Origin of the sequence: Serratia oryzae, assembly GCF_001976145.1 — a bacterium.
In the GTDB taxonomy this organism is placed as follows: Bacteria; Pseudomonadota; Gammaproteobacteria; order Enterobacterales; family Enterobacteriaceae; genus Chania; species Chania oryzae.
Window position 1 is genome coordinate 50,519 of the sequence record NZ_MOXD01000004.1, and the last position, 26,254, is coordinate 76,772.

General features: G+C 55.5%; 25 protein-coding genes. 8 read left to right on the plus strand and 17 right to left on the minus strand.

Going from position 1 to position 26,254, the window contains the following annotated elements; translation table 11 throughout:
* The first annotated feature begins 86 nt into the window (after positions 1 to 86).
* Positions 87 to 1,280: an amino acid aminotransferase gene (locus BMI79_RS08625; RefSeq protein ID WP_076941743.1), complete on the plus strand. Its 1,194-nt coding sequence runs from the start codon at positions 87 to 89 to the stop codon at positions 1,278 to 1,280.
* 33 nt (positions 1,281 to 1,313) lie between these two features.
* Positions 1,314 to 1,667, plus strand: coding sequence for an MmcQ/YjbR family DNA-binding protein (locus tag BMI79_RS08630; protein ID WP_076941744.1), 354 nt, complete (start codon positions 1,314 to 1,316; stop codon positions 1,665 to 1,667).
* Between the two features lie 41 nt (positions 1,668 to 1,708).
* Here the strand turns inward: BMI79_RS08630 and uvrA are convergent, their stop codons facing one another.
* A complete protein-coding gene (gene uvrA, locus BMI79_RS08635; RefSeq protein ID WP_076941745.1) occupies positions 1,709 to 4,540 on the minus strand; it encodes an excinuclease ABC subunit UvrA in 2,832 nt (943 codons plus the stop codon).
* A 346-nt stretch (positions 4,541 to 4,886) separates the two neighbouring features.
* Between uvrA and ssb1 the strand changes: the two genes are divergently transcribed.
* Positions 4,887 to 5,429: a single-stranded DNA-binding protein SSB1 gene (ssb1, locus tag BMI79_RS08640; protein WP_076941746.1), complete on the plus strand. Its 543-nt coding sequence runs from the start codon at positions 4,887 to 4,889 to the stop codon at positions 5,427 to 5,429.
* Positions 5,430 to 5,504: 75 nt separating this feature from the next.
* Here the strand turns inward: ssb1 and bhsA are convergent, their stop codons facing one another.
* Entirely contained in the window at positions 5,505 to 5,765 is a 261-nt protein-coding gene (bhsA, locus tag BMI79_RS08645; RefSeq protein WP_076941747.1) for a multiple stress resistance protein BhsA, read from the minus strand.
* Between the two features lie 206 nt (positions 5,766 to 5,971).
* Between bhsA and BMI79_RS08650 the strand changes: the two genes are divergently transcribed.
* From BMI79_RS08650 to BMI79_RS08660, 3 genes are all read left to right on the plus strand, one after another.
* Positions 5,972 to 6,640 carry a glutathione S-transferase family protein gene (locus BMI79_RS08650; protein ID WP_076941748.1) on the plus strand — a complete coding sequence of 223 codons (669 nt, stop codon included), beginning with the start codon at positions 5,972 to 5,974 and terminating at the stop codon, positions 6,638 to 6,640.
* 328 nt (positions 6,641 to 6,968) lie between these two features.
* Complete coding sequence (locus BMI79_RS08655; protein WP_076941749.1) at positions 6,969 to 8,330, plus strand: NCS2 family permease; 1,362 nt, start codon at positions 6,969 to 6,971, stop codon at positions 8,328 to 8,330.
* A gap of 363 nt (positions 8,331 to 8,693) precedes the next feature.
* The gene (locus tag BMI79_RS08660) at positions 8,694 to 10,343 is read left to right on the plus strand and encodes a Na+/H+ antiporter (protein WP_076941750.1); all 1,650 of its coding nucleotides are present in this window, start codon (positions 8,694 to 8,696) and stop codon (positions 10,341 to 10,343) included.
* 40 nt (positions 10,344 to 10,383) lie between these two features.
* On the opposite strand, the gene BMI79_RS08665 is transcribed toward BMI79_RS08660, so the two are convergent.
* The gene (locus tag BMI79_RS08665) at positions 10,384 to 12,114 is read right to left on the minus strand and encodes a SulP family inorganic anion transporter (protein WP_076941751.1); all 1,731 of its coding nucleotides are present in this window, start codon (positions 12,112 to 12,114) and stop codon (positions 10,384 to 10,386) included.
* Between the two features lie 119 nt (positions 12,115 to 12,233).
* On the minus strand, positions 12,234 to 13,148 hold the full coding sequence (locus BMI79_RS08670; RefSeq protein ID WP_076941752.1) for a LysR family transcriptional regulator: 915 nt from the start codon (positions 13,146 to 13,148) through the stop codon (positions 12,234 to 12,236).
* 124 nt (positions 13,149 to 13,272) lie between these two features.
* On the opposite strand from BMI79_RS08670, the gene BMI79_RS08675 reads away from it, so the two are divergent.
* The gene (locus BMI79_RS08675; RefSeq protein WP_076942055.1) at positions 13,273 to 13,695 is read left to right on the plus strand and encodes a CidA/LrgA family protein; all 423 of its coding nucleotides are present in this window, start codon (positions 13,273 to 13,275) and stop codon (positions 13,693 to 13,695) included.
* On the plus strand, positions 13,688 to 14,377 hold the full coding sequence (locus tag BMI79_RS08680) for an LrgB family protein (protein WP_076941753.1): 690 nt from the start codon (positions 13,688 to 13,690) through the stop codon (positions 14,375 to 14,377). The genes BMI79_RS08675 and BMI79_RS08680 overlap by 8 nt, the downstream gene beginning before the upstream one ends.
* 30 nt (positions 14,378 to 14,407) lie before the next feature.
* Here BMI79_RS08680 and BMI79_RS08685 read toward each other — a convergent pair whose 3' ends face one another.
* From BMI79_RS08685 to msrP, 13 genes are all read right to left on the minus strand, one after another.
* On the minus strand, positions 14,408 to 15,100 hold the full coding sequence (locus BMI79_RS08685) for a CTP synthase C-terminal region-related (seleno)protein (protein ID WP_425272347.1): 693 nt from the start codon (positions 15,098 to 15,100) through the stop codon (positions 14,408 to 14,410).
* Between the two features lie 133 nt (positions 15,101 to 15,233).
* Positions 15,234 to 16,154, minus strand: a complete 921-nt coding sequence (gene lpxP / locus BMI79_RS08690; RefSeq protein ID WP_076941754.1) for a kdo(2)-lipid IV(A) palmitoleoyltransferase — start codon at positions 16,152 to 16,154, stop codon at positions 15,234 to 15,236.
* Positions 16,155 to 16,527: 373 nt separating this feature from the next.
* Positions 16,528 to 16,824 carry a DNA-binding transcriptional regulator Fis gene (gene fis / locus BMI79_RS08695; protein ID WP_000462905.1) on the minus strand — a complete coding sequence of 99 codons (297 nt, stop codon included), beginning with the start codon at positions 16,822 to 16,824 and terminating at the stop codon, positions 16,528 to 16,530.
* A complete protein-coding gene (gene dusB / locus BMI79_RS08700; RefSeq protein ID WP_076942057.1) occupies positions 16,806 to 17,810 on the minus strand; it encodes a tRNA dihydrouridine synthase DusB in 1,005 nt (334 codons plus the stop codon). The genes fis and dusB overlap by 19 nt, the downstream gene beginning before the upstream one ends.
* Before the next feature lie 382 nt (positions 17,811 to 18,192).
* Entirely contained in the window at positions 18,193 to 18,930 is a 738-nt protein-coding gene (locus tag BMI79_RS08705; protein ID WP_076941755.1) for a carbonic anhydrase, read from the minus strand.
* Positions 18,931 to 19,116: 186 nt separating this feature from the next.
* Entirely contained in the window at positions 19,117 to 19,998 is an 882-nt protein-coding gene (gene prmA / locus BMI79_RS08710) for a 50S ribosomal protein L11 methyltransferase (RefSeq protein WP_076941756.1), read from the minus strand.
* Positions 19,999 to 20,009: 11 nt separating this feature from the next.
* A complete protein-coding gene (gene panF, locus BMI79_RS08715; RefSeq protein WP_076941757.1) occupies positions 20,010 to 21,455 on the minus strand; it encodes a sodium/pantothenate symporter in 1,446 nt (481 codons plus the stop codon).
* A complete protein-coding gene (locus BMI79_RS08720) occupies positions 21,445 to 21,687 on the minus strand; it encodes a YhdT family protein (protein WP_076941758.1) in 243 nt (80 codons plus the stop codon). Before BMI79_RS08720 ends, panF begins: the two co-directional genes overlap by 11 nt.
* 149 nt (positions 21,688 to 21,836) lie before the next feature.
* Positions 21,837 to 23,186 (minus strand): acetyl-CoA carboxylase biotin carboxylase subunit, encoded by a 1,350-nt coding sequence (gene accC / locus BMI79_RS08725; protein WP_076941759.1) that lies wholly within the window; start codon positions 23,184 to 23,186, stop codon positions 21,837 to 21,839.
* 11 nt (positions 23,187 to 23,197) lie between these two features.
* A complete protein-coding gene (accB, locus tag BMI79_RS08730) occupies positions 23,198 to 23,659 on the minus strand; it encodes an acetyl-CoA carboxylase biotin carboxyl carrier protein (RefSeq protein ID WP_076941760.1) in 462 nt (153 codons plus the stop codon).
* A 117-nt stretch (positions 23,660 to 23,776) separates the two neighbouring features.
* Positions 23,777 to 24,271, minus strand: a complete 495-nt coding sequence (aroQ, locus tag BMI79_RS08740) for a type II 3-dehydroquinate dehydratase (protein WP_076941762.1) — start codon at positions 24,269 to 24,271, stop codon at positions 23,777 to 23,779.
* A gap of 286 nt (positions 24,272 to 24,557) precedes the next feature.
* Positions 24,558 to 25,157 (minus strand): protein-methionine-sulfoxide reductase heme-binding subunit MsrQ, encoded by a 600-nt coding sequence (gene msrQ, locus BMI79_RS08745; RefSeq protein WP_076941763.1) that lies wholly within the window; start codon positions 25,155 to 25,157, stop codon positions 24,558 to 24,560.
* Positions 25,158 to 26,159 (minus strand): protein-methionine-sulfoxide reductase catalytic subunit MsrP, encoded by a 1,002-nt coding sequence (gene msrP / locus BMI79_RS08750; protein WP_076941764.1) that lies wholly within the window; start codon positions 26,157 to 26,159, stop codon positions 25,158 to 25,160. It lies immediately after the preceding gene.
* Positions 26,160 to 26,254 lie beyond the last annotated feature (95 nt).

Here is a 26,254-nt window from a genome sequence, read left to right on the forward strand (position 1 = left end):
GCGCTGGCTTCTGAGCGCTGCACTGCAGTTTGCAAGACGAAGAGTATATATTGTAACTCGCCCCCTAAAACCAGGAGAACCAACCCGTGTTCCAGAATGTTGATGCCTATGCCGGTGACCCGATCCTGTCGCTGATGGAAAAATTCAAGAAAGACCCCCGTGCGCACAAGGTGAACCTGAGTATCGGCCTTTATTATAACGAGCAGGGCATCATACCACAGATGCAGGCTGTGGCCGCCGCAGAGGCGCAGTTGAACAGCGTTGAGCAGGGTGCATCGGTCTATTTGCCGATGGAAGGCCTACAACCCTACCGCAGCGCGATCCAGCACCTGCTGTTCGGTGCTGAACACCCGATGCTGCAGCAAGGGCGCATTGCTACCATTCAGACCGTGGGCGGTTCCGGTGCGCTGAAAGTGGGTGCCGATTTCCTGAAGCGCTATTTCCCCGATTCGCAGGTATGGGTCAGCGATCCGACCTGGGAAAACCACGTCGCCATCTTTAGCGGTGCCGGTTTCACCGTGAATACCTACCCCTATTTTGACGGCGAGAGCCTCGGCGTGAAATTTGATGCCATGCTGAGTGCATTGAAAAAGCTGCCCGCCAAGAGCATCGTGCTGCTGCACCCTTGTTGCCATAACCCGACCGGTTCCGATCTCACACCTGCGCAGTGGGATGACGTCGTGAAAGCGATCGCCGAACGCGATTTGATCCCGTTCCTGGATATCGCCTATCAGGGGTTCGGTGGGGGTATCGATCAGGATGCTTACGCCATTCGCGCCATCGCGTCGGCGGGCTTGCCATGCCTGGTGAGCAACTCGTTCTCGAAGATCTTCTCGCTGTATGGTGAGCGCGTCGGCGGGCTTTCGGTGGTGTGTGAAAGCAGCGAAGCCGCCGAGCGCGTGCTGGGCCAACTGAAAGCCACCGTGCGCCGCAACTATTCCAGCCCGCCGAACTTTGGTGCGCAAGTGGTGGCCAAGGTGCTGAACGATGCGCAGTTGAAAGCGCAGTGGCTGGCGGAAGTGGAAACCATGCGTACCCGTATTCTCGAGATGCGTCAAGCTTTGGTGGAAACCCTGAAGAGTGCGTTGCCGCAGCGTAACTTTGACTATCTGCTGGAGCAACGTGGTATGTTCAGCTATACCGGTTTCAGCGCGGAACAGGTCGATCGCCTGCGTGAAGAGTTCGGCGTTTATCTGATCCACAGCGGCCGCATGTGCGTAGCCGGGCTGAATCACCATAACGTTCGCCAAGTGGCTGAGGCATTTGCCGCCGTGCAGTGAAGGCGAACTGGGGCTTTATCAGAGGAGATCACCGTGAACCAACAGCAACTGCTGGATTACTGCCTGACTAAACCGGGCAGTGAACAGGATTATCAGAGTGACTGGCAGGCCGATCGGGTCAAAGTTGCTGACAAGATGTTTGCGCTCATCGGTGAAGCCTATGGTCGGCCCGTGATTTCATTAAAGTGTGGCATAGAGCTGGCGGAACAGTTGCGCGAGCAGCATGCGGAAATTATCCCCGGTTACTATCTGAATAAAGCGCATTGGAACAGTGTTTATTTGGACGGCGCTTTACCGGACTCACAGTTTTATCAGTTGATCGACATTTCCTATCAACTGGTGGTGGCCGGATTATCGAAGAAGAAACGCCAGGAGCTGGGTATCTGAGAGTAAAAACCGCTCCTGCTTGATGCAGGAGCGGTTTCATATCACTTTTTACTCAGCATGGGCTTAAGGAAGCGGGCGGTGTGCGATTCTTTGCAGTTCGCCACGGTTTCTGGTGTGCCGGAAACCAGGATCTCACCGCCGCCGCTGCCGCCTTCCGGCCCCAGATCGACAATCCAATCCGCCGTTTTAATCACGTCCAGGTTGTGTTCAATCACCACGATGGTGTTGCCCTGATCGCGTAACTGATGCAGCACCGCCAGCAACTGCTGGATGTCGGCAAAGTGCAGGCCGGTGGTGGGCTCATCGAGGATATACAGCGTCTGGCCGGTGCCACGTTTCGACAGTTCACGCGCCAGCTTCACGCGCTGCGCTTCCCCACCGGAAAGGGTGGTGGCCGACTGGCCGAGACGAATGTAAGACAGCCCCACATCCATCAACGTTTGCAGCTTGCGCGCCAGCGCTGGCACCGCATCGAAGAAATCACGGGCTTCTTCAATGGTCATTTCCAGCACTTCGTGAATGCTTTTGCCTTTGTACTTTACTTCCAGCGTTTCGCGGTTGTAGCGCTTGCCTCTGCATTGATCGCAAGGCACGTAGATATCCGGCAGGAAGTGCATTTCAACTTTGATCACGCCATCGCCCTGGCAGGCTTCGCAGCGGCCGCCTTTGACGTTAAAGCTGAAGCGGCCTGGCGTATAGCCACGGGTGCGCGATTCCGGCACGCCTGCAAACAGCTCACGCACCGGTGTAAAGATGCCGGTATAGGTGGCAGGGTTGGAACGCGGCGTGCGGCCAATCGGGCTCTGATCGATGTCGATCACCTTGTCGAAATGCTCCAGCCCGGTGACTTCGCGGTAAGGGGCCGGTTCGGCAATGGTGGCACCATTCAGCTGGCGCTGGGCGATCGGGAACAGGGTATCGTTGATCAGCGTGGATTTACCAGAGCCGGAAACCCCGGTGATGCAGGTAAACAGCCCAACAGGCAGCGTTAGCGTCACGTCTTTCAGGTTGTTGCCGCGCGCACCGCTCAGCTTCAGCACCTTGGTCGGATCCGCCGGTACGCGTGCCGCCGGGATCGCAATCTCGCGCTTGCCGCTGAGGAACTGGCCGGTCAGGGATTCTGGCTGGGCCATGATGTCGTCAACGGTGCCTTCTGCCACCACATGGCCGCCGTGCACACCGGCACCTGGGCCGATATCGATCACGTGATCGGCGGCGCGGATCGCATCTTCGTCGTGCTCAACCACAATCACCGTGTTACCCAGGTTGCGCAGGTGGATCAGGGTTTCCAGCAGGCGTTCGTTATCGCGCTGATGCAGGCCGATGGAAGGCTCATCCAGCACGTACATTACACCCACCAAGCCCGCGCCGATCTGGCTGGCCAGGCGGATACGCTGCGCTTCGCCGCCGGACAGCGTTTCTGCCGAGCGGGAAAGTGACAGGTAGTTCAGCCCGACGTTAACCAGGAACTTCAGGCGATCGCCAATCTCTTTCAAGATTTTCTCGGCGATCTTGGCACGCTGGCCGCTCAGCTTCATATTCTGGAAGAACGTCATGGCATGGCCGATGCTGAGATCGGAGATCTGCGGCAGGGTGGTGTCTTCCACAAATACGTTACGCGCTTCTTCGCGCAGGCGGGTGCCGCTGCACGAAGCACAAGGGCGGTTGCTGATAAACTTCGCCAGCTCTTCGCGCACCGCGCTGGATTCGGTTTCTTTATAGCGGCGTTCCATATTGTGCAGCACGCCTTCAAACGGATGGCGGCGCACGGTGGTGTCACCGCGATCGTTAATGTATTTGAATTCAATGGTTTCTTTGCCAGAACCATTGAGCACCGCTTTTTGCACGCTGGCAGACAGGCTGTTGAACGGTGCTTCCACATCAAAGTCATAGTGCTCCGCCAGCGAGCGCAGCATCTGGAAGTAATAGAAGTTGCGCCGATCCCAGCCACGGATCGCGCCACCCGCCAGCGAAAGCTCGGGGTTTTGTACCACGCGTTCCTGATCGAAGAACTGTTGTACGCCCAGCCCGTCACAGGTGGGGCAGGCCCCCGCCGGGTTGTTGAACGAGAACAGGCGCGGTTCCAACTCGCGCATGCTGTAACCGCAGATCGGGCAGGCGAAGTTGGCGGAGAACAGCAGCTCTTCGGCCTGTTCGTCGTCCATATCGGCCACCACTGCCGTACCACCAGAAAGCTCCAGCGCGGTTTCAAATGACTCCGCCAGGCGCTGCGCCAGATCGTCACGCACCTTGAAGCGATCCACCACCACTTCAATGGTGTGCTTTTTTTGCAGTTCCAGCTTCGGTGGATCGGAGAGATCGCACACTTCGCCGTCGATACGCGCGCGGATGTAACCTTGAGTCGCCAGGTTTTCCAGCGTCTTGGTGTGCTCGCCCTTACGATCTTTCACCACCGGTGCCAGCAGCATCAGGCGCTTACCTTCGGGCTGGTTGAGCACGTTATCCACCATCTGGCTGACCGTCTGCGCCGCTAGCGGAACGTGATGATCCGGGCAGCGCGGTTCGCCGACGCGGGCAAACAGCAGGCGCAGGTAATCGTGGATCTCAGTAATGGTCCCGACGGTGGAACGCGGGTTATGTGAGGTAGATTTCTGCTCAATCGAGATCGCCGGTGACAGGCCTTCGATATGGTCGACGTCCGGTTTTTCCATCAGCGAAAGAAACTGGCGTGCGTAGGCAGAGAGCGATTCGACATAACGCCGTTGCCCTTCGGCATACAGCGTATCAAAGGCCAGTGAAGACTTGCCGGAACCCGACAGACCGGTGACGACAATCAGCTTGTCGCGCGGGATAATCAGGTTAATGTTTTTGAGATTATGGGTTCGAGCACCGCGAACTTCAATATTGTCCATTTACACTTCCCGTCAGGATGATACACCGTGCTTGTCTGGGTTCTTTTGCAGGAAATTTTGTGACGTAACGCGCAAAAAACCGGCACAGCCAGGTCGAAACGCATAATTATGACACAAAATAACCTGAATGAATATCCAGTATATGTATGCAACAAGGTCGAGTGCGGAGACAATTCTGCAAGGCGCTTCGCAGGTATAATCTAAGCAGGTGGCATGCTACAATTTGTGGTTTAGACTATGCAAAATTGTGGTTTGTAGACCCGATGTAGTTGGAGTTGCGGCGTTGTTGGCTGCGGCTTCAAGTGATAAGGGGATATCCACCTAATGATTCATCAGGAGATCTAACATGGCCAGCAGAGGCGTAAACAAAGTAATTCTGGTCGGGAATCTGGGCCAAGACCCAGAGGTCCGTTACATGCCTAACGGTGGCGCGGTTGCCAACATTACCCTGGCGACCTCCGAGAGCTGGCGTGACAAGGCTACTGGCGAGCAGAAAGAAAAAACGGAATGGCACCGCGTGGTGTTGTTCGGCAAGCTGGCGGAAGTGGCGGGTGAATACCTGCGTAAAGGTTCTCAGGTGTATATCGAAGGTTCCTTGCAGACCCGTAAATGGACCGATCAGGCTGGCGTAGAAAAATACACCACCGAAATCGTGGTTAACGTGGGTGGCACCATGCAGATGCTGGGTGGCCGTCAGGGCGGCGGTGCTCCGGCAGGTGGTGGCCAGCCAGCAGGCGGCCAGCAGGGCGGTTGGGGGCAGCCTCAGCAGCCACAGGGTAGCAATCAGTTCAGCGGTGGCCAGCAGGCTCCGGCTCGCCCTGCACAGAGCAGTGCGCCAGCCAGCAGCAATGAACCCCCAATGGATTTTGATGACGATATTCCGTTCTGATATTTGTCCGATTCAATTCAAACCAATAGAAAGCCTCGCGAGAGGCTTTTTTTCTGTCTGTTATCTGCCTGACGATCAGTTGAAGATTTCTGCGGTGCCGTACAGTTTGTTCTGGCCACCGGCGGAAATGATGCGATAAGAGTTGGCACCAGTTGCTTCAGCTTTGCTCGCCAGTTCAGCTTCCAGAGCGCTCAGACTGCTTGCACCACTGGCGGAAACGACACCGATTTTTTGTGCATCGGCTGCCGATTGGCTGGAGACTTGATCAGCGGCAACGCTAGCGAAAGAAGTCGCAATTAATAGCGGAATAAGAGCAAAATTTTTGATGTTTTTCATGGTGTGGTCCTCAGATTTTCTATTAGGGAAGAGGAGGGTTCCTCTCGATGGGTTGAATAATATGCGATCTTTCTGAGATGGAAAATCGGAGGGTTTTGATTATTTTAATCAAATTAACTGAATTTAATTGGGGTGTGCGTGGAGCTGATTGGCGGGGTGTTGAGATTACCGCTACCTTTAACGGAACTATTTAGCGGAGAAAGCGTATGATCGTTGTCCATCACCTGGAAAGTTCGCGCTCGCAGCGCATTCTGTGGTTCCTTGAAGAGCTAGGTGTCCCCTATCGGGTACAGCGCTACGCGCGTGATAAAACTACCATGCTGGCACCGCCGGAACTGAAAAAGATCCACCCACTGGGGAAATCACCGGTGCTTGTCGACGGCGATCTAGCGCTGGCGGAATCTGGTGCAATTATTGAATATTTGCAGGAAGTCTATGATGTGCAGGGGCACTTCAAGCCCAGCGATTTTCATGCCCGCCAGGAGTATCGTTACTGGCTGCATTATGCCGAAGGTTCGCTGATGCCGCTGCTGGTGATGAAGTTAGTGTTCAGCCGCTTGGGGCACCCGCCGATCCCGTGGCTGATTCGCCCGGTGGCGGGAGCGATCGGCAAAGGGGTGCAAAAGGAATATCTGGATAAACAGATTGCCACCCACCGCGTTTATCTGGAGCAGCATCTAAACCACAATCTCTGGTTTGCTGGCGATCGTTTCAGCGCTGCAGATATTCAGATGAGTTTCCCGCTGGAGGCCATGGCGGCACGCGGTGGGCTGGAGGGTTGCCCAAACTTGCAGGGCTATCTGCAGCGCATTCACGTTCGGCCAGCCTATCAGCAGGCGCTGCAACAGGGTGGGCCGTTGAAGATACTTGGGTGAACCCCGATGCCTTTTCGTGCCGATTGTCGCGATCTTTAGTTGATCAGACAGCGTAGAAGACTAGATAATCGTTTGCCTCAAATCGTGCCTGCACATTTCAAGCCTTAGCCCCGTTGGCTTTGCTTGGGATCGGTTAGGCAAAAAGCATCATCAATCACCCACTTTATGCAAGAAGAGTTAAACGTTTGCTTTTTTACACGGCGCTTTTGTGGCGTTCAACAAGGGTATGACAGCGAACGTGACGGAAACGATTTCGTAATGACCATGCATGAGTGGAATAACAAGCCATATTTATATCAGATGGCAATGAAACACAGGGGATAGCAACATGTCGAATTTTCAAGCGAACCACGCCACGAAACCTAAAGGCGGGTTTGATGCGTATTTTAAACTTTCTGCACGGGGTACCAACGTGCGTCAGGAAGTGGTAGCGGGGTTAACCACTTTTCTGGCGATGGTCTATTCGGTGATTGTGGTGCCCAGCATGTTGGGCAAAGCGGGCTTTCCGCCAACCGCCGTGTTTGTGGCCACTTGCTTGGTGGCGGGGTTGGGTTCTCTGCTGATGGGGCTGTGGGCCAACCTGCCGATGGCGATTGGTTGTGCGATCTCCCTGACGGCGTTTACCGCCTTTAGCCTGGTACTGGGCCAGCACATCAGCATTCCTGTCGCGTTAGGCGCGGTATTCCTGATGGGGGTGCTGTTCACTATTATCTCCGTGACCGGCATTCGTTCCTGGATCCTGCGTAATCTGCCGATGGGCGTTGCGCATGGCACCGGCATTGGTATTGGTCTGTTCCTGCTGCTGATCGCGGCTAACGGTGTCGGCCTGGTGGTGAAAAACCCGCTGGATGGCCTGCCGGTGGCGCTGGGGGCATTCACCTCTTTCCCGGTGGTGATGACGTTGCTGGGGTTGGCGGTGATTTTCGGCCTGGAAAAACTGCGTGTGCCGGGTGGCATCCTGCTGGTGATTATCGCTATTTCCGTGATCGGCCTGATTTTTGACCCGGCGGTGAAGTACCAAGGCCTGTTCGCCATGCCTAGCCTGGCAGATGCTGACGGTAACTCGCTGATCTTCAGCCTGGATATTATGGGGGCCTTACAGCCCGTAGTGCTGCCAAGCGTGCTGGCGCTGGTGATGACGGCGGTATTTGACGCGACGGGTACCATTCGTGCAGTGGCCGGGCAGGCAAACCTGCTGGATAAAGACGGCCAGATCATCAACGGTGGCAAGGCGCTGACGTCAGATTCCCTGAGCAGCATCTTCTCCGGGTTGGTCGGGGCTTCTCCTGCGGCAGTGTATATCGAATCAGCCGCTGGGACGGCAGCAGGCGGTAAAACGGGCCTGACGGCTACCGTGGTCGGGATCTTGTTCCTGCTGATCCTGTTCCTGTCACCGTTGTCTTATCTGGTGCCGGTTTATGCTACTGCTCCTGCGTTGATGTACGTGGGGTTGCTGATGCTGAGCAACGTAACCAAGCTGGATTTCAACGATTTCGTTGATGCGATGGCGGGCTTGCTGTGTGCGGTGTTTATCGTGCTGACCTGTAACATCGTAACCGGCATTATGCTGGGCTTCAGTTCCCTGGTCATTGGCCGTATCTTCTCGGGTGAATGGCGCAAGCTGAACCTGGGTACCGTGCTGATTGCTGTCGCGCTGGTTGCATTCTATGCCGGTGGCTGGGCGATTTGATTTTTATCGGCCCTCTCCTGCGGGAGAGGGCATCTTGGTGCTTTTTCCCTTTCAGATAAATCCCTTTCTCCTTGCGCTTTGTTTTAAAAGGCATAACAAGCTTTTCCTGCTACGAAAATGTGATCTACTATTCGGCATAATTTGGCACTGTTCTGAACCAGAGAGTCTATACCCGTCGTCTTTCAAGATGCAGGGTTGTTGGCTGGCTTCTCTCACACTGGTGTAAGCTCCTGGGGACTATGAGCCTCGGGGAGGCTCACCCTGCGGGCCAGCGCAAGCGCTGTTCAAATCGGTCATGACCGATTTGTCGTTCAGTTGCCTCCTACCTGCATCTCGAAATCCATTGGGTATTATAAGGAAAGCATGGAAATCTTTTTTACAATCCTCATTTTGATTCTGGTGGTTTCCCTTTCTGGGGTGGTGACTCGCATGTTGCCGTTCCAGGTGCCGCTGCCGCTCATGCAGATCGTCATCGGGGCGTTGTTAGCCTGGCCGCATTTCGGCCTGCATGTCGACTTTGACCCCGAACTGTTTCTGGTGCTGTTTATTCCTCCGCTGTTGTTCGCCGACGGTTGGAAAACCCCTCTGCGCGAGTTTTTGCATCATGGGCGCGAAATCCTCGGGCTAGCGCTGGTTTTGGTGCTGATCACCGTTGTCGGGGTGGGGTATCTCATCTACCTGATGGTGCCAGGGATCCCGCTGGTGGCGGCGTTCGCGCTGGCGGCGGTGTTGTCACCGACCGATGCCGTAGCGCTGGGGGGGATCGTCGGCAAAGGGCGGATCCCGAAGTCGATCATGGGTGTGCTCGAAGGTGAGGCGCTGATGAACGACGCTTCCGGCCTGGTATCCCTGAAGTTTGCCATCGCCGTAGCCATGGGCACCATGGTGTTTACCGTAGGCGGTGCCACCATGGAGTTTCTGAAGGTGGCGATCGGCGGCCTGCTGGCCGGTGTGGCGGTAACCTGGGTTTACAGTAAGTCGCTGCGGGTGATGAGCCGCTGGAGCGGTGACGATCCGGCAACGCAGATCGTCTTTCTGCTGTTGCTGCCGTTCGCTTCTTATCTGATTGCCGAACACATCGGTGTTTCCGGCATCCTGGCAGCGGTGGCAGCCGGGATGACCATCAGCCAGTCTGGCGTGATCCGCAACGCGCCGCTGGCGATGCGCCTGCGCGCCAACAGCGTTTGGGCCATGCTGGAGTTTGTGTTCAACGGCACGGTGTTCATCATGTTGGGGCTGCAGTTGCCGGGTATTATCGAGACCTCTATTCTGCAGGCCGAGTTAGACCCGACCATCGAGACCTGGTATCTGTTCACCGATGTGGCGATTATCTACGCCGCGTTGCTGATGCTGCGTTTCACCTGGCTGTGGCTGATGAAAAGCGCCAGTAAGCGCTTTATGAAAAAACGCCCGTTGCAGTTTGGTGATTACAGCACGCGCGATCTGTGGGTGGCGTCATTTGCTGGAGTGCGCGGGGCGATCACGTTGGCGGGTGTGCTGTCGATTCCGCTGTTGCTGAGCGACGGCACCGCTTTCCCTGCTCGCTATCAACTGGTGTTTATTGCCACCGGCGTGATTCTGCTGTCGTTGATTATCGGTGTGCTGGTCTTGCCATGGCTGCTGCGTGGCGTACAGGTGGCGGATAAAAGCGTCAGTAAGAATGAGGAGCGCATGGCGATTGCCCTTGTGGCGGAAGTGGCGATCGAAAGCATCAACAAGATGGAGGAGCGCCTGGCTGCAGACACCGAAGAAAACTTTGATCCGCAGATCCTCAAAGAAGTCAGTTCGCGGGTGATCGGTGCGCTGCGGCGGCGTATTGCCAATAAAGATGACATTGAGAACGCGCTGGCGCTGGAAAACCTAGAGCGGCGTTTCCGCCTGACCGCATTGCGGGCTGAGCGAGGGGAGCTTTATCACCTGCGCGCCACACAGAAAATCAGCAATGAGACGCTGCAAAAACTGCTGCACGACCTCGACTTGCTGGAAGCCTTGTTGGTAGAGCGGGAGGGCTGAGGCAGAAACTGCAAGGGCCGCAGCGCGGCCCTTGGTGCAGCTAGCCTTTCAGCAGGGCCTCGGCGTCTCTCATTCCCTCTTCCTTGAGTTCTTTACTTTGAATCAGCCTCAATGCCAGATACAGATCGGGAACCAGGATCAGATCGCGCTCATCGCTGCCGGAACGATGCAGGCGGAACCAGCGGGTCAACTCGGTACGGCGGCCCGCCAGCACCAGGCTGATACCACGCAGCTTAAGTTCCCGCTGCAGTTCGTTGATCGCGGCGAGCACGCTGATATCCGCATGGGTAAAACTGGCTACTGCGTCAATCACCACCCAGCGCGGCTGGGAAGGTCTGCTATCCACCAGATTGGTGATCCGCCGTTTAAAATAGGCCACGTTGAAGTAGGTCAAGGGCGAATTAAAGCGGTACATAATCACCCCATCGACCGGTTTAATACCGTTATCTTTCCCCATCGAATGGATCATTCCGTCATCATTCACCCCCAGCAACTGCTCGGTTGGCCGGAACACCGTTTGCAGGAACTGCAGCAGGCCGAGCAGAACCGCAAGCCCGATACCGGGAATGATCCCGACCAGCAGCACACTCAGGAAAGTAAACAACGCCAGATTGAACGCCGGGCGATTGCGCTTGCGCAACCGGAAAATACTGCGCATGTCCAGTAGCGACCATGAGGCGTAAATCAGTATCACGCCCAGCACGGGTATAGGAATAAATTGCAGCGGTTCGCTGAAGAACAGCACCACTACAGCGATCGCCAATGCGGCAATCACCGAGACCAACTGGCTTTTGCCGCCGTTGGCATCGTTAACGGCGGTGCGGGAGTTGGCACCGCTGATAGCAAACCCTTGTGAAAGCCCGGAAACGATATTCACCAACCCCAGCGCGCGAAACTCACTGTCGGCATCCACCTCGTAGCCATTTTTGGCCGCAAAGCTGCGTGCGGTGAGCATCATGCTGACAAAGCTGACAACTGCCAGGTTTAACGCCGGGATCACCAGATCGCGCAGCAGCCCCGGTTTAAAATCCGGCCATGACACCATGGGCAAGCCGCCACCGGTATAGCCCGATACCGTTTCGATGCCAAAACGCGGCAAATTCGCTGCCCAGGTCAGCGCCGTCGTCAACACTACGGCGAACAGCGGGGCTGGCCAATTGGGCCTGGCATAATGCACGCCGAGCAGGATCAGTAACGTCAGAAGCGAGATACCCATCGTCGGCCAATGGCTGTTAAGCAAGTTTTCCGGTAGCGCGAGAATGCGTTCAATCAGTTCATTGGATGGGGACGGGAAACCGAGTATCTTACTGATCTGGTTGACGATGATCGTCAGCGCCACGCCGTTCAGCAGCCCGTTTAATATCGGGCGCGACAGCAGATCCGCAATCGCTCCCAATCTGAAGCGGCTGGCGATCAGGCACCATGTGCCCATCATCAGAGTCATCACGATAGTTAACTGCCAGTGGAGTTCGCTATTACCGGCGGTCAGCGGCGTCACGACTGCGGCGATCACCGCACAGGTTGCCGCATCAGGGCCGACGATCAACTGCCGTGAGGAACCAAAGATGGCGTAGGCGATCATCGGCAGAATGCAGGAGTAAAGCCCGACGATCGCGCTCACACCGGCCAATTCGGCATAGGCAATCGCCACCGGTAGCGCAACTGCCGCGACGGAAAGGCCAGCGCGAATGTCCGGTTTCAGCCAACTGCGCTCATAAGCGAGCAGATTCATCAGGCCGGGAGTCATATTCTGGAGGGATTTCCGCTGCATATATTTTCCATCTGGCATAATAATTGAGAAGGCTGACTTTGTGCTGGCCCCTGGCCGGTAACCGTTCAGGAAGAATAACCCAGCGTATTTTTAGCTGTTTTCTATAGCTATTAGCCGAATTATAGCAGGCGATTTTGCAATGAATTTCCCGAAGTCACAGGCCAGTAGTCGCGGCAGCAGGCGATCCAGGCCTGGGCGCTGTGCGAGAGATAGCTCCCCTGGCGCCAGATCAACCCCACCAGCCACTCCATACGCGGCTCGAGCGGCAGCCAAATCAGGCTGCTTTTATCCAGCCATTGGCACACGGGTTCGGGTAACGTGGCAATGCCGATACCCGCCTGAACCATCGAGGCCAGAAAATCCCACTGGCCGCTGCGCACGGCAATCTTGGGCTCGAAACCCGCCTGATGGAATGCGGCCATCAGCATCTTATATAGCGTAAAATCCTCGTTATAAATCAGGATTGGCCACTCGGCGAGTTCGCCAATATTGACGGTGGTGCGGTTGAGCCAGTAGGCCGTGCGGGGCATGACGACGCACATCGGGTGGCTTAGCAGCGGCAGAAAAGTCAGGAGCTGTTCAGTGCCTGAGGGGCGTATCGTCATCGCCAGATCCAGTTCCCCAGACAGCACCGCCTGTTCAACCGACTGGCCGCCCAGCTCGGCAATCTTCAGCTCGATGCCGGGGTAGGTTTGGCGAAATTGCTTGATGAGCCCGGCGATCTGCCTGCCGACCATCGGCGGGATCCCCAGCCGCAGCACGCCTTTTTTCACCGAGCTGATGTCTTCCAGCTCCGTCTCCAACTGGCGGAATTCATCCAGAATCGCCAGCCCACGCTGATAAACCGCCTGCCCGCTGTCGGTGAGATGCAGCTTGCGCCCTTCGCGGATCAGCAGCGTGCATTCCAGTTCATCTTCCAACTGGCGCAGCATTTTGCTGATGGTCGGTTGGGTGACGAACAGTTTCTCGGCCGCGCGGGTGAAGCTTTGCTGGCGAACCACTTCAACAAAATAGCGCAGGGTGCGGACATCCATTCAGGTGCTCCTCAGGGTGATACCATTCCTTTTTGGCATGATGATAATGACTTTAATTCATTTCAGGCACAGTTTCCTTACTGCGTATACTGTGTGCCGTGATTTTCTGTTTGAGGTTTCTATTATGTACCTGGCGTTACGCCGCGCTGCGCCATCGTTGTTGAGCCGCTTACAGGTGCCGGCTCAGGTGGTGCTGTATGCCCTGTTATTCCTGCTTGCCGATCGGCTGGTAAAACAATTCCATCTGCCGCTGCCGGCCAATATTGTCGGCATGTTAATGATGCTGGCACTGATCCTGCTGCGTATTCTGCCGCTGAATTGGGTAAAGGCCGGTGCACGCTGGTTGCTGGCCGAAATGCTGTTGTTCTTTGTGCCTGCCGTGGTGGCGGTGGTGAACTATGCCCAGTTACTGATGGTGGAGGGCTGGAAGATTTTCCTGGTGATCGCTGTCAGCACCATGTTGACGCTGGGCGCGACCGGGCTGGTGGTGGATCGTGTCTACCGCTTTGAGCTTTGGCTGCAACGCCGGAAAGCGCGCCATGAATGATGTGATCCTCAGCCTTGCCTGTTTTGTGGCTACCTTGGTGCTCTATTTTGCCAATAAAAAACTCTACCGCCGCCGCAGAACGCTGTTATTGATGCCGTTGGTATTAACCCCGCTGATCCTGGTGGTGCTACTGGTGGTGACTCACATTTCTTATCAGGATTACATCGGTGAAACGCACTGGCTGCTGTGGTTGCTTGGCCCGGCGACCATCGCTTTTGCCGTGCCGGTGTATGAGAACCTGCATATCATCCGCCGTCATTGGCTCTCGCTTAGTGCTGGGGTGTTCACGGCGGTCGGCGTGGCCGTTTGCAGCTCGGTGTGGCTGGCGCGTTGGCTGACTTTGCCGGACGAGGTGCAGCGCAGCCTGGCGGTGCGTTCCATCACCACACCGTTTGCATTGGAAGCGGCAAAGCAGATGGGGGGCCAGCCAGATCTGGTGGCGCTGTTTGTGGTGATCACCGGCGTATTCGGCATGGCGGTGGGGGACGTGTTGTTCCTGCGGCTTTCGGTGCGCAGCGGTTTAGCGAAGGGGGCTGGATTTGGCGCTTCATCGCACGGTGCCGGTACTGCAAGAGCCTATGAACTTGGCCAGCAGGAAGGCGTGGTTTCCAGCCTGGTGATGATGCTGGCGGGAGTGATTACCGTGATTGCTGCCCCGCTGATTGGCCGGTTGATGTGGTAACCGCAGGGGCTGCTAAGCCCCCTGAAAGACTCAGCGCGCGGCCTGAATCAGTGCCACCACCAGCGGAGAAAGCTCACCGCGCAGCGCCGCGCGTTCCGATTGAAACAGCGTAGCGGCATAAAAGCGGTGCCCCGGCAGTTCTACCGAGCGTACATCCCCTTCGGTATCGTGGCCGCTGACGATCAGCGGATGTTGTTCCAAATCAGCAACAAACTCCGGGTTCACGCCAAAGTTACAGTGGTAACCTTCATGTGTTTCCAACTTGCCATAGGCGCGAGCGATCAGCGTTTCTGGCCGGAAGCGAATGGTGCCGGTCTTTTCGACCAGTGAGCAACGCAGCGGGGCGATCACCAAACGGCCACCCTGATCGGTTTCCGCATGCCCGGCATCGTGCCAGCCCATCACATTGCGGGCATATTCCACAATCGCGTACTGAAAACCACCGCAAGATCCCAGAAACGGTACGTTCTGTTCACGGGCATAGCGGATTGCCATAAAAACGCCATCGTCATAGTGATAGGGGCTGCCGGGCACCACCCAGATCGCATCATAACCCTGTAATACCGCGGTTGCGGTAAGGGTTTCCGTGGCAAGCCAGTGGAACTGAATATTGATATCAAGGTGTGAGGCTGTCAGTTGAAGAGCGACGGGGATAGCCTGGTGGGCAACCGCTTCGGGATTGTAATCACCGACCAGAGCAAGACGAACCTGAGTTTTCATCATTTCCTTTTCCTGTGTGTGGGTAAAAAAGGAGGTTACAGCAAAGTTAAAACCGGTTCAGCGGATGTTTCGATAGGGAGCACAAAATGCCTGAGGAGGATTGGGGCACAGCGGGCTGCGCCCCAGAAGGAGATGTTCAGTACAACGAAGGCGACCCAGCCGGGCGTGTCTTGAAACGGCGATGTAGCCACAGATATTGCTCTGGCGCGCGCATGATCTCTTGCTCCACGACCTTATTCATATAGGCAGCGGCGGCAATTTCATCGTTGATGGGATAGTCTTCCAGCGCAGGCTGGATCAGCAGTTCGTAACCACGGCCATTCGGGCGACGAATCAGCACTACTGGCAGCAGAGCTGGCTTGGCCAGGCGGGCCAGCATAAAGGTGCCGCTGGTGGTGGCAGCCTGCTCAACAGCGAACAGGGGGGCAAATACGCTGCCGCGTGGGCCATAATCCTGATCTGGCGCGAACCAGACGGCTTCACCTCGTTTCAGGGCATTCACCATACCGCGCAGGTCTTTACGATCCAGCATCGCTTTGTTGGAGCGCATACGGCCTTTAGTTTGGGCCCACTCCATCGCTTTATTGTTGTGTGGGCGATACATTGCCATCATCGGCTGACATAACCCCATCGCCCGGCCACCGAGTTCCAACGACATAAAGTGCACGCCGATCACCAGCACGCCACGATTGTTCTGCTGGGCTGCTTGCAGATGATGAATGCCTGTCACGTTGAACCAGCGTTTTACGCGGTTGTCGGGCCAGAACCAGGCCATACCGGTTTCCAACAGGCCCATGCCGAGGGATTCGAAATTGCCCACGACCTGGCGTTCGCGCTGTTCGGCGTCCATTTCCGGGAAACACAGCTCAAGATTACGGCGAGCGATGGTAACGCGGCGCTTCAGGAAACGCATGGAAGTGCGGCCCATCCAGACGCCGAGCTTGTGCAGCACTGGGTAAGGGAGTTGAACCAGCAGAAACAGCACACCTAAACCGAACCAGGTCAACCAGTAGCGTGGGTGCAGAAAAGTACGTTGGAATTTTTGCGGGGGCTTCATTATTAACTCATTATGCGATGGGGGGACGGAAACCTGTAGCGCACAAGGAAGCAACTCGATAGCGATACAATACTCAGACACTCTGTCATGATGATCGTTTGGCCAACTCGTGGAATTAGCAAAATATTTACATTCGAAGGGCAATTCGCACTGCTTTCAGGCTTCAAAAGGACGGCTGCTCGCCAGCGAAGGGGCTCTTGGAAAGAGCGCATTATATCACACAATATCGGGGCATAAAGGGGCGCTGGCGATGAGAAATGAGGAACCAGGGCGGGGCGTGGGGGCGAAAGTCCCGGTCATTTGAAGGATAAAGAAAAAGGCGCTTAACCTGATGAGGAAAAGCGCCTTTTATCAATACGTTAACTGATTAGTATCAGTTCATGCCGTATTTTTTTAATTTCTTACGCAGTGTACCGCGGTTGATACCCATCATCAGTGCTGCACGGGTCTGGTTGCCACGGGTGTATTGCATCACCATGTCCAACAATGGCTGTTCAACTTCAGCCAATACCAGCTCATACAGGTCGTTAACATCCTGACCATTCAGTTGAGCAAAATAGTTCTTCAGTGCTTGTTTAACCGAGTCACGCAGAGGCTTTTGGGTTACTTGATCCTGTGAGTTCACGGTTGAAACGGTCAGTACGTCAGAATTTACGCGTTGTTCGAACATAGTTCTGTCAGCTCTTTTTTTACGCTAAGATTTTCGAAATATGCCTCCAACGCCTCCAGCTGTTCGCTGGCATCCTCTATGGCGTTGAATGTGCGCCGAAACTGGTCATTTGGGGCATGCTCCTGGAGATACCAGGATACGTGCTTACGAGCAATCCGGAATCCCTTGCCTTGGCCATAAAAGCCGTGCAATTCCCGAATATGTTCTATCAACAAGCGCTTCACTTCGCCAAGTGGCATCGGTGGTAGCAGCTCCCCTGTGTCCAGATAATGCTGGATTTCCCGGAAGATCCAGGGTCTCCCCTGAGCAGCACGGCCTATCATCAGGGCATCGGCCCCGGTGTAGTCGAGCACTGCTCTGGCTTTATGCGGGTCAGTAATGTCACCATTCGCGATAATCGGAATGGAAACACTCTGCTTAACTGCCCGAATGCTGTTGTACTCCGCGTCGCCGTTGAACAGGCAGGCACGGGTTCGGCCATGAATCGTCAGGGCCTGTATACCACAGTCTTCGGCCAGTTGGGCAATCTCTACACAGTTACGGTGTTCTGGTGCCCAGCCGGTACGAATCTTAAGCGTTACCGGCACATCCACCGCGTTAACCACCGCGTGGAGGATCTGTTTAACCAGATCCGGGTACTGCAATAATGCAGACCCTGCAAGCTTCCGGTTCACTTTCTTGGCCGGGCATCCCATATTGATGTCGATGATCTGTGCGCCGCTGGCCACATTAATGCGCGCCGCGGCCGCCATATCATCAGGATCACATCCGGCAATCTGCACGGAACGGATCCCTGGTTCATCGCTATGTACCATACGCAGACGTGACTTATCCGTGCGCCACACCTCCGGATTGGAGGAGAGCATTTCGGATACAGCCATCCCAGCCCCCATTGCATGACATAAGGTTCTGAATGGGCGATCGGTGATCCCGGCCATCGGGGCCGCAATCAGGCAATTTGTTAACTGGTGGTTTCCAATGCGCATAGACAAAAGAATGACCATACTGTGTCCGCAAGGGCGCGTATATTACGCATTTTTTCGTTGAGATGAAAGGCCAAACTTTGACCAATTTGCTGCTATTTATCAATGAAAATGCGGGTCACAGCGATTTAGAATAATATTATAGTTATTTAACAATGGCTTGACGTATTGTGCTTAATTTGTGTGCAGTGAAATATTCCCGGCACAACAGGATATTATCTTTGAACGATGCGAATTTAAGCATGCAGCATCAGGCATACAGCAGAATTATCAGGGTATTACTTTGACAAAGCGGAAAAAATTCCCGTGGAAGAGGCTGTGGCTGAATCGTGTTAGCGGCCCACCGCCCATCCCTAAGGGGGCAGCGGTGAGCATGCCTTAAACATCAATCGACGATAACGCGGCCATTCAGCGGCTGTACCGGGCGATTGTTGGCATGATGGACAACGGAACGGAACTGACCGATCTGCTCAGCAGAAGCGCTGACAGGATGATCCAGCACCATCCAGGTCACACCTTCAGAGCAAGGTGGTGTGGTCAGTGAGCCACTGAAGCGGTAGAAGTTGAACTGCTTAGGCAACAGCGCCTTAATATCCACCGGCTTGTTCAATACTGCTGTCTGATCAACCTGAGTGGGCATCTGCTGCCAAGCCTGCGCCAACTGCGTGTTAGCTTTGCCTTCTTGGAACATCAGTGCCAGCACGGCCAGAGCACCATCTTTATCTTTATAGACGAAGTGCGCTTCCAGTGGGAACTGCTTGCCGTCGATCTCGTTCTCGCTTGGGGCATGGAAGTGGAACTGTTGCAGCGTGAAGGTATCGTTATCCAGGCGCAGGGTATTGCCTTCGCTGACGTTAACCTGAATGGTGTGGCCGTTATTGATGATTTGCTGTTTGCCCGGCAGGAAAGCCAGCTCAAGCTTGCCATGATGGGTCTTCAATGCGCCCTGGATATTGACCGGTGACTGGTTCTTACCGGTTTCACACAGTGCGAAATCTGGTGAGAGTTTGCCCCAGTGCGCCGGATCTTCCTGCCCTTCATAGCTCCAGTGCTGATGTTGTTCTGCAGCGCCGATCGAAAAACTGGCAGCCAGCATTGCTGCAAGCAGTAAGTTTCTTTTCATTTTCAATCCTTTCAAAACAAAAATGTGGGTAAGCTTTTGGCGTGCAACTAATGGGTTGCCGTCGCTTGCGCAGGAGAATACGCCTGCGTTTTCTCAGTATAAACCGGTGATTTTGAGCAGGAATTAGCAAAACCACCGGAAGTGATTCAATTTCCGGTGGTTTTTCGTTGGCAGGGAAAAATGTAACTATTTGCGTTGGCCGGTAATACGGCACCACTCTTCGCGTTCGGCAACTGGCTCGAGAGCGAATTTATCGGCATAGGCTTCGGCAACGCTCGGGGCCTGAGTCGCCAGCACGCCGGAGAGGCCAAGATAACCTCCGGTTTTGGGCAGGCAGCCGATAAGCGGTGCCAGCTCACGCAACGGGCCAGCCAGAATGTTGGCAACGACCACGTCGGCCTGCAGATCGGCAGGCTGGTCTTTTGGCAGATACAGCTCTAGGCGTTCAGAAACACCGTTACGCTGCGCATTATCGCGGCTGGCCTGAATCGCCTGGGGATCGATATCAATGCCAATAGCGCGTGCGGCACCGAGTTTCAGGGCAGCAATCGCCAGAATACCGGAGCCACAGCCGAAGTCGATAAGGGTTTTGCCCGCCAGATCCAGGCCGTCGAGCCATTGCAGGCACAGCGCCGTGGTAGGGTGAGTACCGGTGCCGAATGCCAGGCCCGGATCGAGCATCACGTTAACCGCCGCTGGATCCGGCACGTCACGCCAGCTTGGGCAGATCCACAGCCGCTCGCCGAAGCGCATCGGGTGGAAGTTATCCATCCATTCGCGCTCCCAGTCTTTATCTTCCAACTGCTCGATTTTGTGGCGGAAACCAGCACCCAGCAACGGATGCTGCTCCAGCATGGCAACGACCTCGGCCATATCGGTTTCGGCGTCGTACAGGCCGATCACATCGGTATCGCCCCACAGCAGTGTTTCGCCCGGCAAGGGTTCAAACACCGGGTTATCGTGGGTGTCCTGAAAGGTCACCGACACGGCACCGCTCTCAACCAGCGCATCGCTCAGGTCTTCTGCCAGTTTGCCGGTGGTGTTCAGTTTTAGTTGGATCCAAGGCATAACAATTCTCTTCAAGAGGGTAAGGATGACGCCAGCCGACGCTTTTCGCCGCACAGGTTACCGATATAAAACGTCGACAGGCTGAGCAGCAGCGCAGGCACAATCGGGTGCAACCCGGCCAGTTGCAGTTTGAAGCTGGCCAATAGCGTATAGCATAACGCACCAGTGACCATTGAGCTAAGCGCTCCCTGTGCGTTGGCGCGTTCCCAGTACAGGCCCAGCACCAGCGGCCACAGGAACACGGCCTCCAGGCCGCCGAAGGCCAGCAGGTTCAGCCAGATAATCATTTCCGGCGGCCGCCACGCGGCCAGCAGCACCAGCAGGCCGAGGATCAGCGTGGTCAGGCTGGAGAAGCGTTTGACCATCTTCTCGTTGTGCATTTGCTGTGGCCGCACGCCGAGATAAAGGTCTTTGATGATGGTGGCGGAAGATTGCAACAATTGGGCATTGATGGTCGACATGATCGCCGCCATCGGCGCTGCCAGGAAGATCCCGGCGGCGTAAGGCGGCAGCACGGTGATCATCAGCGTTGGGATCACCTGGTCGGGGATCTTCAAGTCTGGGAGCACCGCGCGGCCCAGAGCACCGGCAAGATGCATGCCGAACATCAGCACCGCCACCACGATGGTGCCGAGGATGATGCCACGGTGTAACGCTTTACTGTCTTTGTAGGAGATGCAGCGTACGGCGGTGTGCGGTAGGCCAATCACGCCAAAGCACACCAGGATCCAGAACGAAGCCATAAACGGCAGGCTGAGGATCTGCTCGCCGCCTTGTGGTGTCACCAGCGCCGGGTCGATCTGCTGCAGTTTCTCTACCGCGCTGTGCAGGCCGCCCGCCGCGTGGATCACTGCCACCAGCAGCAACACGGTGCCGAGCAGCATCACCAATCCTTGCATGGCGTCGTTGAGCACGCTGGCGCGGAAGCCGCCGAACGCGGTATACAGCGCAATGCTGATGCCAAAAATCAGCAGGCCGGTATCGTAGGGAATACCGGCTGCCGTCTCCAGCAGGCGCGCACCGCCGATAAACTGCACCGTCATGGCTCCCAGGAAGGCCACCAGCAGGCTGAGGCTGGCCAGCCATACCAACAGGCGGCTTTGATAACGAGCAAACAGCATGTCGTTCAGGGTGATGGCATTGTAACGCCGCGCCAGAATGGCGAACTTTTTGCCCAGTACCCCGAGCGAAAGCCACACTGCGGGCAGTTGGATCATCGCCAGCAGCACCCAGCCGAGGCCATATTTATAGGCGGCACCGGGCCCACCGATAAATGAACTGGCGCTGATATAGGTGGCGGTGAGCGTCATTGCCAGCACAAAACCGCCCATCGAGCGGTTGCCGAGGAAATATTCGCTGAGAAAGTTGCCGGTCTGGCGGCGGCTGTAGGCATAGATCGACAGGCCGAACACCAGCAACAGATAGGCGATCAGCGGCAAGATCACTTCAGTTTGCATCGCTATCCTCCAGGGGAATATCGCGGAAGACGCCGCGCACCATCAGCCAGCATAGGCCGATAAACAGCAGCGGCACCAGCAGACAGGCCATTTCGAACCAGTGCGGCAGGCCGGTGATGCCTGCGGTGCTATCCGGCAGGTAGGCTGCCAGTGACCACGCCAACAGATAAAGCAGCGTCAGGCCCAGTGCCCAGCGCGCCTCGCGATGAGCTTGAACAAAGCGTTTTTCCATCCGTGCCTCCGGGGTTTACGCTGATGGATTGGCAAAGGAGGGGATTTTACGACAAGATCGGCATTTGCCCAGCGTTAAGTTGGTGGCAGCCATAAAGAAAAAGGCCGATGAATCATCGGCCTTGGTCAGATAACGTGCAATCTGCGGGCTTAGGTCTCTTGCAGACCCAGCTTCTTTTCCAGATAGTGGATGTTGGTGCCACCATGCTGGAAGTTCTCGTCGCTCATGATCTTTTGCTGCAATTCAACGTTGGTTTTGATGCCATCGATGATCAGTTCAGCCAGCGCGTTTTTCATGCGGGCAATCGCCACATCACGGTTTTCACCGTAAGTGATCAGTTTGCCGATCATGGAATCATAATACGGCGGTACGGTATAACCGGCGTAGATATGAGACTCCCAGCGCACGCCGAAACCGCCCGGCGCGTGGAAACGGGTGATCTTGCCTGGGCTTGGCAGGAAGGTGTTCGGATCTTCGGCGTTGATACGGCATTCCACCGCATGGCCGTGGATCTTCACTTCGTCCTGTTTGATCGACAGCGGCTGACCGGCAGCGATACGCAACTGCTCTTTGATCAGATCCACGCCGGTGATCATTTCTGTGACCGGGTGTTCTACCTGAATACGGGTGTTCATTTCAATGAAATAGAACTCGCCGTTTTCGTACAGGAACTCAAAGGTGCCTGCACCGCGGTAGCCGATCTCCACACAGGCTTTCGAGCAACGCTCGCCGATGTAGCGGCGCAGTTCCGGGGTGATCCCTGGAGCTGGCGCTTCTTCAACCACTTTCTGGTGGCGGCGCTGCATTGAGCAGTCACGTTCTGCCAGATAGATGGCGTTGCCCTGGCCGTCTGCCAACACCTGAATTTCGATGTGGCGCGGGTTTTCCAGGTACTTTTCCATATAAACCATGTCGTTGTTGAAAGCCGCTTTGGCTTCCGCTTTGGTCATGGAAATGGATTGCTCAAGATCTTTGTCGTTGCGCACAACGCGCATACCACGGCCGCCGCCGCCGCCGGAAGCCTTGATGATCACCGGGTAACCGATGCGCTTGGCGAAGGCACGGTTTTTATCCATGTCGTCGGTCAGCGGGCCGTCGGAACCTGGTACGCAAGGCACGCCGGCTTTTTTCATCGCGTTGATGGCAGAAACTTTATCACCCATCAGGCGGATGGTTTCAGCACGCGGGCCGATGAAGATAAAGCCGGAGCGTTCAACCTGCTCGGCGAAATCGGCATTCTCGGACAGGAAGCCGTAACCGGGGTGGATCGCCACTGCACCGGTGATTTCCGCCGCAGAGATGATGGCCGGGATGTTCAGATAGCTTTTAACCGAAGGCGCAGGGCCGATACATACGGTTTCGTCAGCCAGCAGCACGTGTTTCAGATCGCGATCGGCGGCAGAGTGAACGGCCACGGTCTTGATGCCGAGCTCTTTACAGGCTCGCAGAATACGCAGCGCAATTTCGCCACGGTTGGCGATAACAATTTTATCAAGCATGGTGCGCCTCGTTATTCGATGACGACCAGTGGCTCGTCATATTCAACCGGCTGGCCGTTTTCTACCAGAATGGCTTTCACCACGCCAGATTTGTCGGCTTCGATTTGGTTCATCATTTTCATTGCTTCGACGATGCACAGGGTGTCGCCGGCGTTCACTTTCTGGCCCACTTCCACGAAGGCTTTTGCGTCCGGGCTTGGTGTGCGGTAGAACGTCCCAACCATTGGAGAGCGAACGATGTGGCCACTCACGGCCGCGGGTGCTGCTGGGGTTTCTGCGGCAGTTGGGGCAACGGCAGCCGCCAGCGCGGGTTGCTGCTGGGCTGGCATCGCGTACTGTTGCATCATTGGGTAAGCCTGCACCGGAGCGGCACGGCTGATGCGGACTGACTCTTCGCCTTCAGAGATTTCCAGTTCAGAAATGCCTGACTCTTCAACCAGTTCGATCAGTTTCTTGATTTTACGAATATCCATGAGTGTGATTCCGACTCTTTTTTTGCGTAGCAATTATACCCGTCATACTTCAAGTTGCAGGTGCGTTGACTTTCCTCGCTCACCCCAGTCACTTGACTTCCGTAAGCTCCTGAGGATTCACTGCGTCGTCGCCTTCCTGCAACTCGAACTATTTAGGGTACAGTTGGATTTTGACAAACGGCGAACCGCTGCCTGTAAAGCAAATGTGTAGCCATCCGCGCCGAGGCCGCAAATCACGCCTACCGCAATGTCAGAGAGGTAAGAGTGATGGCGGAAAGGTTCGCGGGCATGCACGTTGGACAGGTGGATCTCGATAAACGGGATCTGCACCGCCAACAGCGCATCACGCAGCGCCACGCTGGTATGCGTGAACGCGGCAGGGTTAATCAGAATGAAATCTGTATTACCGCGAGCCTGATGAATGCGATCGATTAGCGCATATTCGGCATTGGATTGCAGATGGCTCAGGGTAATATTCAGCGCCAGCGCCTGGTTTTCCAACCCGTTAACAATCTCGGGTAACGTCGTGCTGCCGTACTTCTCCGGCTCACGCGTCCCCAGCAGATTCAGGTTGGGGCCGTTCAAAAGCAAAATGTGAAACTTATCCGCCATTGTGCTGCTATCTCCGGCAATAAAACCATCATTGAAGAAAATAACCCGATGTCACCGATTTGTCACCTGCTAGGTGATGATTTCATGCCGTCAGCAGGTGCAAGGGCGGGCATTATAACGATATCGTAGCAATTCGCAGCTAAATACTGGTCTTATCAGCGAAGATATTCAACCCTGAATTGACAAACAGATAACCCCATTATCGGATTATGAGGGATAGAACACAGAAAAGTTCCGTACTGCAAACGGTGATTTTCGCTGCAAGTTGAACCCGTTGCAGGCGGGTTTAGCGCCACCAACGGCGGAATTTCCTGTAACGCAGGACCAGTAACAACAGTGCCAGCGCGGCATAAATAAAGGGCTGCGGTGAAAAGGTTTTTACTGACCACAGATAGTGAATGGGCGCTACAATAGCGACCAGATAGACGAAGTTATGCAACTTTTGCCATTTTGAACCCAACTTGCGCTGTGCCCAAAGCGTTGAGGTGGCGGCCAACGCTAACAGCAACAGCCAACTGACGATACCGAGTGTCAGGTATGGACGGGTGATCAGCTCACGTCCCAACAGGTTGATATTGCTGAGCCCCAGTTCAAGCGTCGAATAGCTGATCAGATGTAGCGTGGCCCAGGCAAAACACCACAAGCCCAGCATACGGCGGCAGCGGATCAGCATGGGTTGGCGTGCATAATGGGCGAGAGGCGTGACGCACAGGGTGGCCAGCAGCAATTTCAGCGCCATTCTGCCGGTAAAATGCTGGATATCTTTGGCCGGATCGGCGCTGAACCAGCCTTGATCGACCGCCAGAATCAGCCACAGGAACGGTAGAAACGCCGCTAAAGTGATAACCACCTTCAGCCAGCGGACATGCGTTGGGGTGAGCCGCACTCAGAAGTTCTCCCGTAAATCCAGGCCGCGGTACAGCGAGGCCACCTGATCGGCATAGCCATTGAACAGCAGCGTCGGCTGGCGCTGAACGTCCAAAATGCCGCCAGAACCGATGAAACGTTCGGTGGACTGTGACCAGCGCGGATGATCGACATGCGGGTTCACATTGGCGTAAAAGCCGTATTCATTGGGGGCGGAAAGATTCCAGGTGGTCGGCGGCTGTTCACGGGTCAGGCTGATTTTCACGATCGATTTGATGCCTTTGAAACCGTATTTCCAAGGAGCGATTAGCCGCAGAGGGGCGCCGTTTTGCGGTGGTAATGCTTTGCCATACACGCCGACGGTGAGCAGGGCCAACGGATGCATGGCTTCATCGAGCCGCAATCCTTCCACATAAGGGTATTTCAGCCCGCCACCGATAAAGCGGTCTTTTTGGCCGGGCATCTGCTCAGGGTCATACAGGGTTTGGAATGCCACATAGCGTGCGCTGCTGGTGGGTTCCACCAGTTTCAGCAGTTTGCCCAGTTCAAAACCGATCCAGGGCACCACCATCGACCAGGCCTCCACGCAGCGCATGCGATAAATACGCTCTTCGAGTGGGAAACGCTTGATCAGATCGTCGATATCCAGCGTCATCGGCTTGCCGACCTCACCGTCGATCTGCACCTTCCAGTCTGCGGTTTTCAGATCGCCGGCGTTAGCGGCAGGATCGGCTTTATCCAGGCCAAATTCATAGAAGTTATTGTAGCCAGAGACTTTCTCCTCCGGCGTCAACGCCAGGTTGGCCTGCCAGATCTCCGGTTTGCTGAACTCCAGCGCTTTGCCCGCTGGGGCCTTGGGCCGATCGTTGCCTTTGAACCAGGACAGTAAATCGGCTTGCGCAGGGGGGGGTAAAGCCAGGGAGGCGGCGGTGATCCCTAATGCTTGGAGCACTTTGCGCCGCTGATAGAACACGCTCTCCGGCGTGACATCGGCTTCGGTGAGTTTTCGTAGCTTGTCCATTATTTGTTCTCCGCAGGTGACGGCCTAAGCATGGCGTGAAAGTGAACGTAATGCGAGAGATAGAGGGTAAAAAACAATGGCAAGTGGCGCGGGGA

Bases quoted from the DNA above. Each gene is read 5' to 3' on its own strand.
- uvrA (WP_076941745.1), bottom strand. From the start codon at position 4,540: ATGGACAATATTGAAGTTCGCGGTGCTCGAACCCATAATCTCAAAAAC.
- ssb1 (WP_076941746.1), top strand. From the start codon at position 4,887: ATGGCCAGCAGAGGCGTAAACAAAGTAATTCTGGTCGGGAATCTGGGC.
- bhsA (WP_076941747.1), bottom strand. From the start codon at position 5,765: ATGAAAAACATCAAAAATTTTGCTCTTATTCCGCTATTAATTGCGACT.
- BMI79_RS08650 (WP_076941748.1), top strand. From the start codon at position 5,972: ATGATCGTTGTCCATCACCTGGAAAGTTCGCGCTCGCAGCGCATTCTG.
- BMI79_RS08655 (WP_076941749.1), top strand. From the start codon at position 6,969: ATGTCGAATTTTCAAGCGAACCACGCCACGAAACCTAAAGGCGGGTTT.
- BMI79_RS08660 (WP_076941750.1), top strand. From the start codon at position 8,694: ATGGAAATCTTTTTTACAATCCTCATTTTGATTCTGGTGGTTTCCCTT.
- BMI79_RS08665 (WP_076941751.1), bottom strand. From the start codon at position 12,114: ATGCAGCGGAAATCCCTCCAGAATATGACTCCCGGCCTGATGAATCTG.
- BMI79_RS08670 (WP_076941752.1), bottom strand. From the start codon at position 13,148: ATGGATGTCCGCACCCTGCGCTATTTTGTTGAAGTGGTTCGCCAGCAA.
- BMI79_RS08675 (WP_076942055.1), top strand. From the start codon at position 13,273: ATGTACCTGGCGTTACGCCGCGCTGCGCCATCGTTGTTGAGCCGCTTA.
- BMI79_RS08680 (WP_076941753.1), top strand. From the start codon at position 13,688: ATGAATGATGTGATCCTCAGCCTTGCCTGTTTTGTGGCTACCTTGGTG.
- BMI79_RS08685 (WP_425272347.1), bottom strand. From the start codon at position 15,100: ATGATGAAAACTCAGGTTCGTCTTGCTCTGGTCGGTGATTACAATCCC.
- lpxP (WP_076941754.1), bottom strand. From the start codon at position 16,154: ATGAAGCCCCCGCAAAAATTCCAACGTACTTTTCTGCACCCACGCTAC.
- fis (WP_000462905.1), bottom strand. From the start codon at position 16,824: ATGTTCGAACAACGCGTAAATTCTGACGTACTGACCGTTTCAACCGTG.
- dusB (WP_076942057.1), bottom strand. From the start codon at position 17,810: ATGCGCATTGGAAACCACCAGTTAACAAATTGCCTGATTGCGGCCCCG.
- BMI79_RS08705 (WP_076941755.1), bottom strand. From the start codon at position 18,930: ATGAAAAGAAACTTACTGCTTGCAGCAATGCTGGCTGCCAGTTTTTCG.
- prmA (WP_076941756.1), bottom strand. From the start codon at position 19,998: ATGCCTTGGATCCAACTAAAACTGAACACCACCGGCAAACTGGCAGAA.
- panF (WP_076941757.1), bottom strand. From the start codon at position 21,455: ATGCAAACTGAAGTGATCTTGCCGCTGATCGCCTATCTGTTGCTGGTG.
- BMI79_RS08720 (WP_076941758.1), bottom strand. From the start codon at position 21,687: ATGGAAAAACGCTTTGTTCAAGCTCATCGCGAGGCGCGCTGGGCACTG.
- accC (WP_076941759.1), bottom strand. From the start codon at position 23,186: ATGCTTGATAAAATTGTTATCGCCAACCGTGGCGAAATTGCGCTGCGT.
- accB (WP_076941760.1), bottom strand. From the start codon at position 23,659: ATGGATATTCGTAAAATCAAGAAACTGATCGAACTGGTTGAAGAGTCA.
- aroQ (WP_076941762.1), bottom strand. From the start codon at position 24,271: ATGGCGGATAAGTTTCACATTTTGCTTTTGAACGGCCCCAACCTGAAT.
- msrP (WP_076941764.1), bottom strand. From the start codon at position 26,159: ATGGACAAGCTACGAAAACTCACCGAAGCCGATGTCACGCCGGAGAGC.